14 protein-coding genes are annotated in these 16,015 nt (G+C 38.3%); 3 read left to right on the forward strand and 11 right to left on the reverse strand.

Translation table 11 applies throughout. From position 1 onward, the window contains the following. Positions 1-197 precede the first annotated feature (197 nt). The 8 genes from KW850_RS03995 to KW850_RS04030 all read right to left on the reverse strand — a co-directional run bounded on the left by KW850_RS03995 (position 198) and on the right by KW850_RS04030 (position 10,761). Positions 198-662 (reverse strand): hypothetical protein, encoded by a 465-nt coding sequence (locus tag KW850_RS03995; protein ID WP_218346294.1) that lies wholly within the window; start codon positions 660-662, stop codon positions 198-200. A gap of 537 nt (positions 663-1,199) precedes the next feature. Further along, entirely contained in the window at positions 1,200-1,754 is a 555-nt protein-coding gene (locus KW850_RS04000) for a GNAT family N-acetyltransferase (RefSeq protein WP_218346295.1), read from the reverse strand. 474 nt (positions 1,755-2,228) lie between these two features. Then, positions 2,229-3,263 (reverse strand): LacI family DNA-binding transcriptional regulator, encoded by a 1,035-nt coding sequence (locus KW850_RS04005; protein WP_218346296.1) that lies wholly within the window; start codon positions 3,261-3,263, stop codon positions 2,229-2,231. Positions 3,264-3,457: 194 nt separating this feature from the next. Beyond that, entirely contained in the window at positions 3,458-6,640 is a 3,183-nt protein-coding gene (locus tag KW850_RS04010) for a glycoside hydrolase (protein WP_218346297.1), read from the reverse strand. Between the two features lie 643 nt (positions 6,641-7,283). Continuing rightward, positions 7,284-8,342, reverse strand: coding sequence for a PrsW family intramembrane metalloprotease (locus tag KW850_RS04015; RefSeq protein ID WP_218346298.1), 1,059 nt, complete (start codon positions 8,340-8,342; stop codon positions 7,284-7,286). A 493-nt stretch (positions 8,343-8,835) separates the two neighbouring features. Beyond that, complete coding sequence (locus KW850_RS04020; protein ID WP_218346299.1) at positions 8,836-9,390, reverse strand: DUF3231 family protein; 555 nt, start codon at positions 9,388-9,390, stop codon at positions 8,836-8,838. A 146-nt stretch (positions 9,391-9,536) separates the two neighbouring features. Then, positions 9,537-9,875: a hypothetical protein gene (locus KW850_RS04025; RefSeq protein WP_218346300.1), complete on the reverse strand. Its 339-nt coding sequence runs from the start codon at positions 9,873-9,875 to the stop codon at positions 9,537-9,539. Positions 9,876-10,197: 322 nt separating this feature from the next. Next, the gene (locus tag KW850_RS04030; RefSeq protein WP_218346301.1) at positions 10,198-10,761 is read right to left on the reverse strand and encodes a DEAD/DEAH box helicase family protein; all 564 of its coding nucleotides are present in this window, start codon (positions 10,759-10,761) and stop codon (positions 10,198-10,200) included. A gap of 422 nt (positions 10,762-11,183) precedes the next feature. Here KW850_RS04030 and KW850_RS04035 point away from each other — a divergent pair, with 422 nt between their 5' ends. Together KW850_RS04035 and KW850_RS04040 are read left to right on the forward strand one after the other, a co-directional pair. Beyond that, on the forward strand, positions 11,184-12,041 hold the full coding sequence (locus KW850_RS04035) for an SPFH domain-containing protein (protein WP_218346302.1): 858 nt from the start codon (positions 11,184-11,186) through the stop codon (positions 12,039-12,041). Between the two features lie 13 nt (positions 12,042-12,054). Further along, complete coding sequence (locus KW850_RS04040) at positions 12,055-12,210, forward strand: type II toxin-antitoxin system antitoxin (protein ID WP_098573206.1); 156 nt, start codon at positions 12,055-12,057, stop codon at positions 12,208-12,210. Between the two features lie 340 nt (positions 12,211-12,550). Here KW850_RS04040 and KW850_RS04045 read toward each other — a convergent pair whose 3' ends face one another. From KW850_RS04045 to KW850_RS33115, 3 genes are all read right to left on the reverse strand, one after another. Then, entirely contained in the window at positions 12,551-13,006 is a 456-nt protein-coding gene (locus KW850_RS04045) for an SRPBCC family protein (protein WP_218346303.1), read from the reverse strand. 166 nt (positions 13,007-13,172) lie between these two features. Further along, positions 13,173-13,679 carry a hypothetical protein gene (locus tag KW850_RS04050; protein ID WP_218346304.1) on the reverse strand — a complete coding sequence of 169 codons (507 nt, stop codon included), beginning with the start codon at positions 13,677-13,679 and terminating at the stop codon, positions 13,173-13,175. A 627-nt stretch (positions 13,680-14,306) separates the two neighbouring features. Beyond that, positions 14,307-14,771 (reverse strand): CBO0543 family protein, encoded by a 465-nt coding sequence (locus KW850_RS33115; RefSeq protein ID WP_256358074.1) that lies wholly within the window; start codon positions 14,769-14,771, stop codon positions 14,307-14,309. A 429-nt stretch (positions 14,772-15,200) separates the two neighbouring features. Between KW850_RS33115 and KW850_RS04055 the strand changes: the two genes are divergently transcribed. Continuing rightward, complete coding sequence (locus tag KW850_RS04055) at positions 15,201-15,674, forward strand: hypothetical protein (RefSeq protein ID WP_218346305.1); 474 nt, start codon at positions 15,201-15,203, stop codon at positions 15,672-15,674. The last annotated feature ends 341 nt before the right edge of the window (positions 15,675-16,015 follow it).

Consider the following 16,015-nt stretch of genomic DNA (forward strand, 5'->3'; position numbering starts at 1 on the left):
TTAGTACGCCTTCATGTAGCCAAAATGCTAATTACTCATTCATTCCACGGCTTATTGATCATTCAAGTGATTTGAATTCCTGCGAATAAGTGAGTATTCGAGAGATAATCGTATCTAACTGAGGGAGCACAAGAAGAAAGCCGCCAAAAATGGCAGCTGGAACTTCAACTCTTGCAACCCGTTAGTCAAACAAAAATTTACCAAATTTCATAATATATACCTTGATTATTATGATTAGGTATATCATATTCTTCTCTAAGTAAAATTTCTCGCCTTTCCATATATGTTACATAGCGATTTAAACTCTCAATAAACCCTTTTATATCGTCCTTTAGAATTTCATAATAAGTATAATCCCATTGTTCAATATAGTGGTCTTCAATTTCTTCTAGTCTGCTTTTACCTGCCTCGCTTAAAAGCACTATATATTTATCTTGAACATCATTTACAGTCTTAATAGAAAGGGTACACCAATAAGCCTCCATCACTGAACTATCAGTAATATGAAAGGGACTTATTACTAAATCATCAATATAGTTAAGACGCTTTATAATAATGGGTAGCTGGTTAATTTGTTCTAAAGTGAAATACAAACTATTATCACGCCAATGTCCTCCAGTCAACTTCTCTAACTCAGCTGAACACTGTTTGCCAAAATCCATATTTATTACCTCCAAAACAAAAGTTCCTACTGTAATTTTAGCATCCTCTTGTTCAACTATCCTGCATCCGTTAGCTGAATAAGAAAAAGCCACCAAAATGGCAGCTGGAACTTTAACTCAAGCATCCGTTAGTGAAATAATCCGTTTATGAGTATAAGACCAATGACAATAGCCACAAGAGATAACATAAAAGCAAAACCATTTAGACTATTGGGATTAAAGATCTCAAGAAAATCTAAAATTAAAAATAACACCTTTTTTGATGTTTTGGTTTCATCTTTTTTAAATTCCTTATACCCAGAAATCAATAAGGTTATAGAAGATATAAGACCTATTAATAAGAGAACCACCCCATCCGTTAGCGACATAGAAATTTTATCCTTCTTCCTTCACATCAAATTTTCTTAGGGTTTACTATCTAATTATTAACTTTTCCTGTTGTTAATTAATCTATCCTGCTTCGTTAGCTACATAACAAAATTAAAAACGACCTGCAAAGGCAGATCGCTATTTTAGTCAACTAAAGCACCCGTTACTTTAAGAAGACTGTTCCCATTCTCTTCGTAAAATCCCCATTTTAATGGCATCAAAATATTTACCATCTACCATTCTTGCTTGTCTTATTCTTGCTTCTTCTTTCATTCCCAATTTTTCTGCAACTTTTATCATTCTTACATTTCCTGACCAAGTTGACATACCTAATCGATGTAATCCAGTGGATTTGAATAAGAAATCTATCCAAAGTTTATAAGCCTCAGTACCGTATCCACCGTTCCAGTAATTTTTATCATAAATAACGATACCAGTTTCTAACCAATTAGTGTTTCTATCTACCCAATAAGAACTTACTGTTCCAATTAATTTATCTCCTACAAAGATAATTAGTGAATTAGGAGTGTTGGTGGTAATTTCATAGTTGTTCTCCCAACTTTTTAGAAATTCTTCCTTTGTAATTTTAGGTTCAGGTATATAGGGTCCATTCCATTTCTTCGCCTCTTGTTCCTTTTCTTCAAATTTCCAATAATACAATTCATCAAGATCTTGATGAGTAGCTTCTTTCAAGGCTATTTTTTGTCCAACAATATTAATCATAAAAATTAAGTTTCCTCCTAAAAATCTGTCTCATTCCTATATAAATTTTACCATAGAATCCAAAATACCTTCTTCAACTATCCTGCCCCGTTAGTTTAAGTACATTTTTTCACAATCTATGTAATCGATTTATAATAAATGCCGTATCAGAACTGAAATGGAACGTAAAAAGCTTATTAATTATTACCGTTACAGAAGTTCTGTAACGCTCTCTTTTAGGTGAGATTTGGCATACTAAAAGTATGCATATTTTATTAGAAATACCTAAATAAACAACAAAAAGGGACAACCAAATTGTTGCGATTTGATGTCCCTTTTCTATTGATTTTTTATATTTTATACTCGAAGACAGAACCCGTTAACCTCTGATCCCTTTTTTTCATTCTTATTATCTTTTGCAAATGTGTAAATAAAACATTGAGTATTTACCGTTTCTTCTTCAACCAAACTCCCTATTCAATAAGAAATTTGTGGTCATCGCCAGGCAGTGGAGTTTCTCTTGGTGAGAAAGGGTTCAATGGTGACTTCTTTTGTCACTTCCGGTGCTTCTTGCTCATTTTTGGCGTTCATAATTAAATCCAATGCCACTGTCCCGAGTTTTTCGTAATCATGGTTAATCGAGGTAAGGCTCGGCGTCAAGATATCGGCGACAAACGTATCATCATAGCCTACAAAGGCAAATTTCTTTGGGTCGATCTGTTGATGATTGCACGCAATGAAAGCGCCGGAGGCAATCATATCATTCATACAAATAATCGCCGTTGGCAATTCCTTGTTTTCTAACAGTAGTTTCATCGCCTCTTGTCCGCTTTCTACTGAAAAACCGCTGTAGATCTGCCATTCAGGATGATATATCAGACCATTTTCCATCAGGAGCTGTCTGAACTCTTCAACCTTCATATCGGTTGAGGTGATCCCTTCCATTCCTCCCAGTAAGCCAATGTTTTGGTGGCCGATTTGGACTAAATGCTCCACAATCATCTTCATACCCAACCGCTCATTGGATTTCACTTTATAACAATCAACGCCCGCCATCTCTCCATTGACCATCAAAACAGGGATCTTTTTCATTACCTCCAACACCTCAGCAGCTTCTTCTTGAACGGTTGCTGATTTGTTAATGCGGCCGCCCATCATGATGATCCCTTCGACCTGGCGTTCCGAAAGAACCTTGAGGTAAACCGACTCCATCGTGCTGTCGTTCATGGAATTGCATAAGAAGAGCGTGTAGCCCTTTTTTTGAGCGTATTTTTCCAATTCGATGCAGAAGCTTGAAAAGAATGGATTGGTGATGTCTGGCAAAATCAGCCCGATCATCTTTGTTTCTTTTTTTGACAAACTTCTGGCAATACTGTTTGGCTGGAAATTATATTCCTGTATTTTCGCCAGCACCTTCGCTTTTGTCTTTTTGCTGACGGGATAATTGCCATTTAGGACTCTAGATACGGTCGCCGGAGATACGTTTGTAGCTTCGGCAATATCGTAGATGGTCAACGTCTTTTTATCCAATTGAATCCCTCCCTTCTTTTAAAAAATAAACCCATATATAGAAACGATTTTATCCTAACTATCTTTCTTCTAATTGTAATCGATTTTAATAGAAAAATGGTAGTTGTTAAGGTGAAAGTGGCGGCATGGGAAAAAAAACAGCAATAAAAAGTCATAGTTGAGTACTTCAACATCCTCAACTATGACCCATTGGATTATCTAAATGTAACCGTATAGGTTTCCGTCTGGAGTCCATCCTCCGATTTTACGGTGATTACAGCAGCGTCCTTTTCTTCCGTTACCTGATAAGAGGCAAATAAGTCGTTGGTTACCGCTGTCACTACAGGAGATTTCGAAGCTTTGTCCTTCACATCATACATAAAATGGTCAGATTGGAAACCCTTTAGCGGCTTTCCATCGATTATGATACTCTCAAGCGTTGCATCATCGCCAATGCTTGGTCCAGCCTTCGTGACATCTCCTTTTCCAAATACCTCGATCTCCGAAATCGCAATGCATGTATTCGGCATGGCTTTCATCACCGCACGGATCTTCGATGTAGTCACGGGTGCAAAATTCACCGTTACGTCCTTTTTCGCCTTCACCTCTAATTGGGTACCGTCAATGGCCTTCCAATTGGCTCCATCCCAGTACTCAAGCTGAAGGGATGCTGGTGGTCTCGTACCGCCGCCATCATCATAAAAATGGAAATCGAGCTTGGAAATCGTATCCTCTTGGCCAAAATCGATGGCTACCCAATCTTCAGGCCTCCAGCTGTTTGGATCCCAGTTCGTCCAGCGAACCGAAGAGATATCTCCATCGTTGACATTGGTTACTTTATCATACTGTCCGGTAAAGGAAGCAGTTGCCTTTGGAAACTCCTGCCCAGAGTTCGGAAGGTTTAATGCAACGTTCTGCAATTCTGGTTTGGTGATTTGCACAATGGCCGTTACTTTAACTGGACTGTACGGAATAGAGCCTTTGACAGTAAATTTCCCAAGATTTTCAAACTTACTTGGGTCAATCGGTTCCCAATTCACACTGACGTTTCCTTCAGTACCATTTTCAAGTGTAGCAGGAACAAATGCAGGCAGGGCCGGCGCTTTGCCTGGAACAGTTTTCACTTTAATTGGTTCCACACTTTCTACCTTACTTACGGTTACATTGGCGACTGCTGGAATCTTTGTTCCTTCAACCATGCCCCTTACGGTAAAAATGGTTTCCTTTTCATATTGTACAGGGTCAATCGCATCCCACTTCACCGCTTTTCGCACTCTTTCTCCGTCACCGTAAATCGCTGTTACCTCCTGCGGCATTTCCGGTGCTATTTTTTTCTTTGTGACGACTACATTGGCAGGTTCAATATCTACAATTCCGGCCTTATCGATTTTCCAGCTTTGGTTCTTTCCAGCATTCGCTGACCAGACCCCAACTGCAGCGTTTTCACTTGTTGACGAACCGCCAACTTCCAGTAATTGACCGTTTGCTGCGTTTATTAACGTGTATTGTCGATTGCCGGAGGTGGATAACATCCACTTTTGGCTAGCTGAGTTTTGATCGGCTTGCTCCACAGCTGACCCATTTTCTACCCCCATGACTTTTCCGCTATTGGTGTCGACAATTTTAAATAATTCTTTAGAGCTGTATCCATCGGTGACTTTTTGAATGCTCCACTGCTGGGCCGCTTTATCGCGGTCATACGTTTTTTGAACAATCTTGCCATCCTGAGTGATATCGAGGACCTTGCCGCTATTTTGATTGCTTATTTTGTATTGATCTTTGCTATTTAAGAAGCCAGCTTCCTTGTTGACCCCAGATACACCGGATACGACGAAGGTCGTGATCGATTGTGCTGGAACTTCCGCTGTTAATGTTTCATCTTTTACCTGGATGTCTGCTTTTTTCTGTAAATTATCGGTGGCAGAGGTTGTATATGGTGTTGCTGTTGCCGTCTCTTTCACCGTTTCAAATCCAGATAAGTCAAAGTCGACTGCTTTTTGTTCCGTAGATGAATTGGTATAAACGACAACCACGGAGTCATTTTTCGAATCAATCGCCGCCAGAGTATTATTGTTGTTTGAGTTGATAAACTGGTCGCCAGGACGGATAAATTTACTGTAGTTCCCCATAGCGTAGTATTTCTTATTTTTGTAGATTTTAAAATCGCTGAAATCCTTGGCAGCAAAGTCAACCTGTAGTAGACCCCAGTTGCCATTTTCATGCTCAGGTCTCATGTTTACTTCATCTTCAACTGCTTGCCAAAGCACCCATGCCTCAGGCTCGAGCTGCTGGATATCCGCCTGAATTCTTTCCGAGATGGCAAGTCCTGTCTTGATGTCCTCATGATTCTGACCGCCGACGCTAAGGTCAACCTCCGACATCCACAGTCTTTTATCCGCACCTTTGGCAATATCTCTCGCACCCGTTCTTTCTCCTGTACCGTACGTATGTACATTCAACTGTCCAATATTATTGCGGGTTTGCGAATTATACGCATCCCAATTTGCTCGGAATTTTCCTGGATTGGTTTCGTCCATTGCCGAGACAACTGTATCCAATCCTTTTTCGAACAATTGCTTTTTCACCTCATTAATCATTTTCGCTTGTGATGCCGGGTCCCAGTGTGATCCTTCCTGTCTGCCTTTTGCCCCCCAGTAGTTAGTATTCGGTTCATTTACTGGTGAAAGCGTTTTAAATTGAATGCCTGTTTCTTGCTGTAAATGGTCCACAACTCCCGTTAAATAGCTGGCAAAATTCGTGTATTGATCAGGCTTCAGGTTATCCTTATTTGCATCCCAGTTTCCGGATACGTATCCACTTTGCGTCATAAAGTATGGTGCCGAGTTTGAAAAGGCTTCAAACGTATCAGCGCCTCTAGACTTAGCTGCTTTCAGCCACCATTGCTGGTTGGCATCAGCGCTCCAGTTCCAATGGTTAGGATTTTTGGGGTCCCACCAATTCTTCGGCTCTGTCCAGCCAGCTGTGTTTCCATTGGGCGGACCAAATTCGGACGGCCGATTCCAATAACCAGGGACTGCTCCGCCAAGACGCATGTACGGAGTGGTCTCTGGTGAATCACCACCGCCAATATTATATCGAGCAATATTAAAATTAAGTCCATCCTTGCCATAAAGGGCATCGGCTAATTGATTTTTGACTTCTTCCGGCCAGCCTCCCGTAATATTAGCAAACCATACAAGGGCTGTTCCCCAGCCATCAAATGGTGCCTGTTGATAGCTTGGGTCTAATTTCACCTTCTCTGTTACAGTGTTCGATTGGGATTCTTCGGCGGCAAGTACCTTAGGTGCTGCAGGTGCAAGCAGACTAAGCGTCAGAGCTGTGGCCGAACCGCATGTTAAAATCCGTTTAGCCATTTGTTTAAAATTAGCTTTTACCATAAATGCATCCTCCTTTTACTATTCTTCTAGATTCAAAAAGCTAGATTGATAATCACCTCCTAAAGTTTAATACAGAAACCGGTTTCTTTTGAATGGGAATTAGGTTCCACCTCTTATGAAAACTCAGCTGTGTGGTGTTTTTTTTTAGATAGAAACCGGTTTCTATTTCATCAAAAATAAATGCCTAGGTTTTAGAAATTATGCCTGTTTTTTTGCTTTGCCTTTCTGAAAATAGCTTTGTCGTTTTTACCTAGATGAGATTGTGGAAACCGCTTTCTTTTCGCTCGGTACGTGGGAGGATCATGGGGATGAAAAAAAGTTCTTGCTGTCGATTTGCTTTTCGCTTGAAGAATATCGAAAGCAGAAACCGGTTTCTGTTTGATCTAAATTTAAAGATTGGGAATGTGTTTATTCTGAATACTTTTACAATTTTAAATATAAAATCATAAATGGCTACTGTCAATACGAAAGAGAATTTTTGGTCCATTTTTCCTATATCATATAGGACTAGCGGCCCCGAAGACTTTTCAGCTGGTTTCCTAGGAAAAAAATCAGGTTATTTAAAGTATTACCTGGGTCAGGCAGCAACACGTCCCGATTTCCCATACAAAAAAATAAAACAGAAGATCTCTCCCCTGTTTTCTTAATACATCAATTTTCTTTCCCCTATCTCCTTTAGACCGGCACGGATGAGCAGGAAAACAACTACCCATGAAGCTGCCATTAAAAAAGCTTGTCCATATGGAAACATTCCCGGTATTGGTGTGTCCCATAAAGCATGAATCAAAACCACTAAGATAAAGACGCGTAAAAATTTAAAACGGAATAGCATGTTAAGATTAAATGGTTGGTCTCCTTGTACTCGGCAGAATGCTGCACCAGTCAAAGCAGCCCAAGCAACATGCCCGCCTGGAGCAAAGATCCCTCGCCATAGGATTGTGTTGTAGAGTTTTGCACCATCCCCAGAAAGCAGTGCCCTTAAAGCATACCCAGCTGTTTCGAACGCTGCAAAACCTGCTCCAACTGCTGCACCAATGAGAAGGCCGTTTAGAATATATCTGTATTTTCGGTATCTAACAAAAGTAATGACTGTTATCGCTTTGGCAAGCTCCTCAGCAATTCCAATCGTAATTGGATTGATCATGTTTTTCAGAATATCAAAAAACACGAGCGCGACTAACATGGAGAGAATCCCGCCGATCATCACGACATAAATGACTCGATAAAAAGCAATATTTTGCGGAGCATTCATCTCCCAGAAGAAGGTTAACGTTGTAAAGGGAACAGCAGAAGCACCAACAATAATCAGTCCAGGTATAAAGTTCACATTTCTAAAATAGCTTACACCAATATAAAATCCTACGAAGGCAAGAAGCGCAATGATGAACACCCTTGCAAAAAGCCAAGGTTTTGGCCATGTGTCTTTCACTTCCGAAATTTTAGGTGTGGTAAGCGCAGTTCCAACGATGAACAGCCGTTCCGCTTCTAGTTCACTATGATTACGGAAAACACGCGAAAATAAGTTTTGAAATTTCGGCTCAATCGATCGTTCAAATTTTGGGACCATATCAACATAATGGGCAAACTCATAAAAAAAGCTGTTTTCATCCTCTAGTGTATTATTTTTAAAAAACTTTTCGCCGCAGTTTAAGCAGAACTTCACACCATCTGGATTGGAATAAACACAATGCAGGCATTTCAAAAAACTTCACCCCTCTTGGCTTCATTTCTACTTTATTGTTAATACTATGATGGTCAATTTATTGAAATCTTACATGAACCATTATCATTCTTATTTTAATAATCGATAAACAAATCATGTTGATCATTAACTATGAGGTCTGTTTTCAAGATTTTATGTATTGATGTTGTACAGCAAAAAACATCCTTAAAATAAGGATGCCCAATAATAGGTAAATTAATTGAACACACGTATACACCTGAATTATAGAAGCCACCTTTGCCAATAGAAAAAACAGCACCTAAGAAAGAAGTACTGCTTCATCTCCTCTATCTACTGTTTTTATTCTAATCATTCCTTTGTCGATATTGTACATTATATCCCTTTTTTTAAACGGCTTTTTTATTTGATTGAACCATTGGCAATAGCTCAAGTATTGATTGGCATAGTAATCCTTTCTGGAAGGGCTTAGTGTGTCCTTGTGTTCTTGTCCACATGTATGATCAACGCACCCCTAACTTAATGGTTGTTGGGATCCATGTGGAACGTAAAACGGTGGTACTTTAATCCATCCACGTTTGCGCATTAAATGTTTTAATCTAGCCGCGAAAGCAAATTTTTCTGTTTGAAACTGAATAAACATTAAACCGACATCTGTACGAATTGATTCGGAAGCAGCACCAGCAGCACGCATAATTAAACTAACGATTTTTAAAGATAATTCGTTTGCAATCACATCATCCGTTAATTTAACACCAAGTGGAATACTGTTAGGGTCTGATTTTGGTATATCTGCAGGGGCAGGAGGTAATGTAATTCCTTCCTTAATCATGAAATCATGAAGTCTTTCCCTTTGACTGGTGCCTAATTTCATATCTTCTTCAAGTATTGTTTTTAGTTCATCATCCGTCGTGGTATTTATACCTGCTTGAACAGATACTTTTGCTAAATCAAGTCCAGCTAAGTAAATCCAACATGCCATTACTTCTCCGACATGAAGAGGTTGGTCTTCGTCTTGAACTGTCAGTGATTTCATGGCATCCATGATTGTTTCCATTATATTTACCATGCGACTCCCTCCTAATCTGGTAGTAAACTATATATATTCTTTGTATGGAAAGATTTTTTATTCAGGGGGTACCGCCAACATTATTTCATTAAGTAAAACCTGTGAAAATTTTTCACAGGTTTTTTTGTTTTAAAATGTACTATAGTCTAATACTTCTGGGATGAATTAAGTATATCCCAGGCTTCTGTCAATATATGTTTTAAATCGAAAAGGTTCACTTCTTCAAAAAAAATATCTTTATTGTAAAAGTTATCGATCAGTGAGATTAATTGTTTACACTCCTTGGAATTACGATTAATTACATGTCCTCCTAGTTTAAGCTCGCCTTTCATAATCTGTTTGATTGTGTGAGTGAAATGTAATAACTCATATAATTTTTCAATTTTAATACTTTCGGGCTCCACTTTTTCCTCGTATTTTTGCCTATCTTGCCACTCTTTTAAATTTATTATTTTACCATCGGTCTTTTTTTCCTTATTACTCATTTTTTCACACCTCTGTATAAGTAATTTACAAAAATGACTAATAGTTCAATCTCATTAAAATAGGCAAAACTTTTTACTACTGTATGTACCGGTGCTTTCTTTATGAATAAGTGGAACTAAATGTTCAAGAAATTTTTTAGTGTAAGGAACAAAAAAGGAAGGAGACCACGTTCCCGTCGTCACCTTCCTTTTCACTTCAAATAATAAAGTTGTCTTTTGATATTCTTATCTACTTTTTGAAAAAATGTCTCCAAATCCTTTTTAGCCCCATTCTCTAATAGCTCTGACCTGGCAAGTTAAGTGCACCTGTTACCTGTGCGTTTCAGAGAATATCCCTTTTCTGAGAGCTTTTGATCAGTTTAATCTCTCCATTTTTAGGGATTAATTCACTGATGTTTTCATATTTTTCTTGATTAAGGTCCTCCACTACATATTCCTTAAAGGAGCAGCAAAAGAGTTTACGGGCCACTCTTCCTTTTTCACCAATTAGGTTGAACCATCCTTCTCCAACATAAAATGGGTTCGAAAGTAGGTTATCAATGATATAAGCTATACGTTTATTTTCTTCCCCTGGATTAAATTTTGTTTTTGAAGAAAGAGCAACGATAAAATAGTTTTTATACCTATCTAATTCTAGTAATTGAAGATAGTACTTCCCTCGTTGCTTTTGATTGAAATCCCTCAGGACTGTTTTGATACTTTTTTCGACATCTATCTCAAATTTACTGGCATCTCTCCAGGAAGATAAACGAGAATCAAAAATGGACAGTGTTAGGATATAATTTGCCGCATAATTTTTGGGGTCAAATACTTCATTCTCAACTCCGTTTTTATCCTCCGGTACAACAATAAACTTTTTATAGTCTGCAAAGAAATTTTCAATCATATCATATACCCTCTTTCATACCTTGATAGAATGTTTGAATAAAATGGCTTTACCTGTTTCTATCTGCAGTTAGTTGCATAGTGAAATAAACGTCCAGGAGTGATTTACTCATTTTCTTCTTGTATCACCGTTCTTCTTGCAATCTCTCAAAAAGACTTCTATAAGCAAGTGAATTTTAGTTGTATATATATTCTTTAATTAAAATTAAAAATCCTGCCGATTCTCTCAAAAATCAACATCTTTCACGGTTTTTAATTAAATAGTCCCATTCTAGGATTCACAATTTGTCGTAACAGGTCTTTTGGCCGAGCTGGTAATATCAAAATTGGCAAACAATTAAGTGATTTACTTTTTTTAGCCACCGTATTATGATATAAATGTGATATCACTTTTATATCACTTATATGATAAGGAGGGGTCTTATGAAAGAGAAATCCATATTTAAAATGAATGGTTTTGCAGCGTTGATTATTGCGCTTTTGTGCATTGGTTTTGGTATTTACTTAATTGCTACCGGATCAATTTCGGAGAAAATATCCGGAGGAATAGTCGTAATTTTAGGACTCATTGTTGCAACAAGTTTAACAATTGTTCAACCTAATGAAGCAAAGGTATTAACTTTCTTTGGAACCTATTTAGGTGTCATCCGGGACCAAGGATTATGGGCAACCATCCCCTTTACGTTCAAACGCAGCGTTTCCTTACGTGTGAGAAACTTTAACAGTGAGCGACTAAAAGTAAATGATTTGGAAGGAAATCCAATTGAAATTGCAGCAGTTGTTGTGTATAAAGTAAGGGATGCAGCAAAAGCATTGTATGACGTAGAAAACTATGAAAAGTTCATTCAAATTCAAAGTGAAACCGGTATTCGTCATATTGCAAGCAGATACGCTTATGATTCATTCGGTCATGCCGAAAACACATTTACCCTTCGTCAGAATAGCGATGAAGTCGCAGATGTACTTATGTATGATTTACAAAAAAGACTGGATGTTGCAGGGGTTGACGTCATCGAAGCGAGGATTATGCATCTTGCCTATTCTTCCGAAATCGCTTCTGCCATGCTTCAAAGACAACAAGCTCAAGCTGTTTTATCTGCACGTAAAGTAATTGTCGATGGTGCAGTAGGACTAGTAAAAGCTGCGATTGACCAGCTTGCAGAGCAGGAAATTGTGGACCTCGATGAAGAGAAAAAAGCGCAGATGGTCAATAACTTAATGGTCGCGATTGTATCCGAGAAAGGAACACAGCCCATTATCAATACAGGAAGCATTTATTAAGGTCGTGTTGTAAATGAGTAAAAGAAAATCATTTCCGCTTCGCATCGATCCAAAATTATATGAGGTGCTGGAAAAGTGGGCTGAAGATGAAATTAGAAGCGTAAACGCCCAAATCGAAGTCATATTAAAAGAGGCGGCCAAAAAGGCGGGAAGATTAAAAAAAGAATAGACAAAAAAAGAAAGCCTGTATCTTTGATTATTGTGTAATCATAGATACAGGCTTTCTAAGTTACGATCCCTCGAATTGAAAACAGACAAACTGCACTTGCTGCTCCTGCCAGTTATTAGTGGATTCCTTCGAATAAATAAAGAGGACAAGTAATAGTAACGGGTTCCATTACCTATCGCAAAACGTGAATTTTTACTAAAAATCTATAGTAAAATGTTAATGAAATTGCACAGCTTAATGCGGTGCTTTTTGATTGTGAAAATAATTAGCCCAGTCTCATTTGATTTGAGCTACTTAATACTTTAATTTAGAAGCTTCTTCTACTAAAGCACCCGTTTGTCTAAGTATATTTTTTCACAATCTTGTCAAGCGCGTCAGACCAGCCGTCGTACACGTACTGATCGCCGGGGTGACCGGCGAATCCGCGCAACCAGTCTTCAGGCTTTGATCGCAGGTGGAAAATCATCTCAGTGCGATCGCCGTGTGCGGTGAGGGTTAGGGTCACGACAGGGGAGTTCTCGATGGGATCATCGGGGTAGCCCCAGGTGAAAACGAGCCGTTCGAATGGTACAACATCGAGAAACACACCTCCGGTGGGATACTCCTCGCCGGTCTCGATGTTGACCATCGTGTAGCGGTAGCGTCCGCCTTCGCGAACATCGAAGGAGATGGTCTCCAGGGGTGTCGAAGGCAACCAGTCGGCAAGTTCCTTCTCCTCGGTCCAGGCGCGCCACACGAGCTCTCGGCGGGCATTCAGGGTGCGGGTAATGGTAAAATCCGGTTCAGATGTGGGCATGTTCATTGTTCCTCCTTTGTGGTCATGTCAAATATCTCTCACCATATTTTACCACAGGGTTGAAGATCTTGTTTAACTGTTCTGCCCTTTAGTTGAACAAGAAAAAAGCCTTACTTCTTATTGAAGTAAAGCACCCGATAGTTTAAGTACAATGTTTCACAAACAGTTATTCACTATGGATTTCAAAACAAAAATAACCAAATGCCAAGTCTTCATCAGTAAGCTCCAAGTCAATCTTCGCAGATTCAAATAAACAAGGTAAAATCATATCTAAAAACTTACGGTATCCTTCGAGTAAGGATTTATAAGTTTTGGGGTCATCGTATCTGCACAAGGGGGTAAGAATTTTCCCTGTTTCAAATTCATCGGATGTTACAGTATTAGCATTCCTACCTAAATTTTCTAATATATGAAATTCCTCATCTTGGAGAGTAAACTGTTCCCTACATTCCAAATAGAACATATATTCATCAAATTCACGTTGTAATTTAACCTTTTCATTTAAATAAAATGGTGTGATTCTGAGGTATTCGGTTGTAACTTTGGAACGAATAATTTTATTCAAAAGTAAATACAAATCTGAAATGGTTGGGTAGATACTGTACTTTCCATTACGATAAGAGGTAAATTCATAGACAATTCCATTGATTGTGCCTTCCCTTTTTTCCAACATACAAAGAATCACCTTTTTGTTTGCAAATTTGTAACGCCCATTAAGAAAAAGGAGATTGCCTTTTTACCAATTATTCTTTAACTATTCTGCCCCGTTAGTGGAACAAGAAAAGGCTCTACTCCTTATTGAAGTAATGCGCCCGATTACGGAATAACAATAAATAATATTTTGAGCTATAATCCTAAGATTTTAACCGTAAAAATAAGAAAATATATGAAGATATTTAGCCATACAAAAAATTTAATCATTAAGTTAGCCCATAACTTCCTACGTAAAGCAAAATAGAAGATAATAGAATAAACTAAAAGACTTATGACTATTCGATGTATTGAAACCTTTTCTATTCCCAAGTTGAATAGGTCAATGAATGTACTTATTAGTACAGTGATAATAAATACAAATAGGTAAGCCTTATATCGCTTTTCTCTTCTTTCAGATTCTTCTTTAAATTCATACATTTTGTTAACCTCATCGAATTATCATTTCTTGACTAATCAGTATTTTTATTCAATTAATGCGCCCGATTGCGGAATATTGAAAAATGCGAAAGAGCAAAAATGGCTCTTAGTTATTAAAAGAAAAGCAATAGATAGATAAAGAAATGGTAAACCTTGCAATGGAGATTCCTTAAATATCTCTTTCCTTCCTGTTTATCAATTGCATAAGGAGACGGATAAACATCATTAGAAGAAAGGTGCTTATAAATGTGTATATCCATGTCCATGTATGGTATTTAATTAATTCGGTATATCTTTCAAAAAAAAACTCAATTATCGTTAAAACAGTGGTGTACAAAATACATTGTAGAACAATGTTGAGATATCTTGAACGATAAGTCGTTTGATAAAAGTAAATACAAACAACTGGAAATAGAAGATATTCATAAAGAAGGCTGGAACTAAAATAGTTACTTAAAAATCTCACTGGATATTCGAGCATTTTCTCTTCTACAACAAGAACACCAAAAAACGTTGAAAAACAAGAGGACAATGAAAAAATTAAAATCCAATTTTTGATTGGTGGTTTTCTTAAACTAGAAAACAATAGGGTGATCCCGATTATGAGCAGTGACCACAATATTATTCTTTCCATAGATAAAATAGCCCCCTATCTTTACTTTGCTTATAAATGAGTATAACCAAAGTAAAGATCAAAGATTTTATCAATTGCATAAAACCCATTCAAAAAGACGCTTTCCGGAAAAGCGCCCGATTGCGGAAGATCAAGATATTGATTATAATTGCTGCCTTTAGCTTGTTAAACTAACGCACCCGTTACTTTAAGTGAAACACTTCACAATTTTTAAGAAAAGGTAGTAGTTACCTCATCAAAATTCCTTTCATAAATAAAGGAATATTTATTATTCTCTATTTGAACTAAACTGCTGCCTCAGCACAAAGAAAATTAGCTACCTAGATAGATCCTTTTTATCCATCAGATTCTCCTCCTTCCCTACTACATATGAAGGAAATGACTGGTTAAACTAAAGAAGACGAAATAAACAGAAAGGGGGAAAAAGCTGTGACACGGAAACTTATGGCCTTTTTCCTATTTGCCGTCCTTCTTTTCGCCGGCGGTTTTCAGACAGATGGTCAACCGCCGCCGGACCCCGTCAAGATGGGGATGGAAGAAGGATATTATGAAGGAATCCGTTCGGGGCTTGAAGACCGGCATAATTTCAGGATCTCCCGTGCTTGGCAGCAGATGCCGCGCTCCCAGCTGAGCTTGGACAACAAGAAGGAGATAGCTCGGCCCCTCATTAAAATAGGACTTCTCCGGCAGGTGTACCTCTCTTTTTCCTCTGGTGAGGAATTCTACGCCTACCTTCATGCACATCCGGAAATGAATGCGGTACAGGCGTCCAAGCGGATACTCGGGCAGAGGTTTGTAAGGGCGTACGAAAATAGCTTCCAGAAAGGTTATGAGAAATCCCTCACTGCTCCACCCGAAAAGGCGGCAAGCTACGCGGCCTTATTGAAGGCGAAAAAAAGATAAAGGGGAAAACAAAAAGGGCAACCTCAAGGATGCTCTTTAACCTGCTCTGTTAGTTGCACAAAAAAAGAAGGCCAAAGGAACCTGGGAACACCTTCTTCAAGTATTCTGCCCCGTTAGTGGAAAACAAAAAAAGCTGCCGAAGCAGCCACTGATCTTAAACTCTTGCACCCGTTAGTTGAAGTTCTTAACATATCTACTTTTTCTATTTTGACCATATACCTTGTAATTTTCTATTGATTATTATTTGACCAATATGGTGAGCATCAAATTAGTATATAGAAAAAACAGTCAGCACATACTAAATTTTTCTAATGTGTGTATATGATGACTGAATGATAAGC

Source organism: Bacillus sp. sid0103 (genome assembly GCF_019219025.1).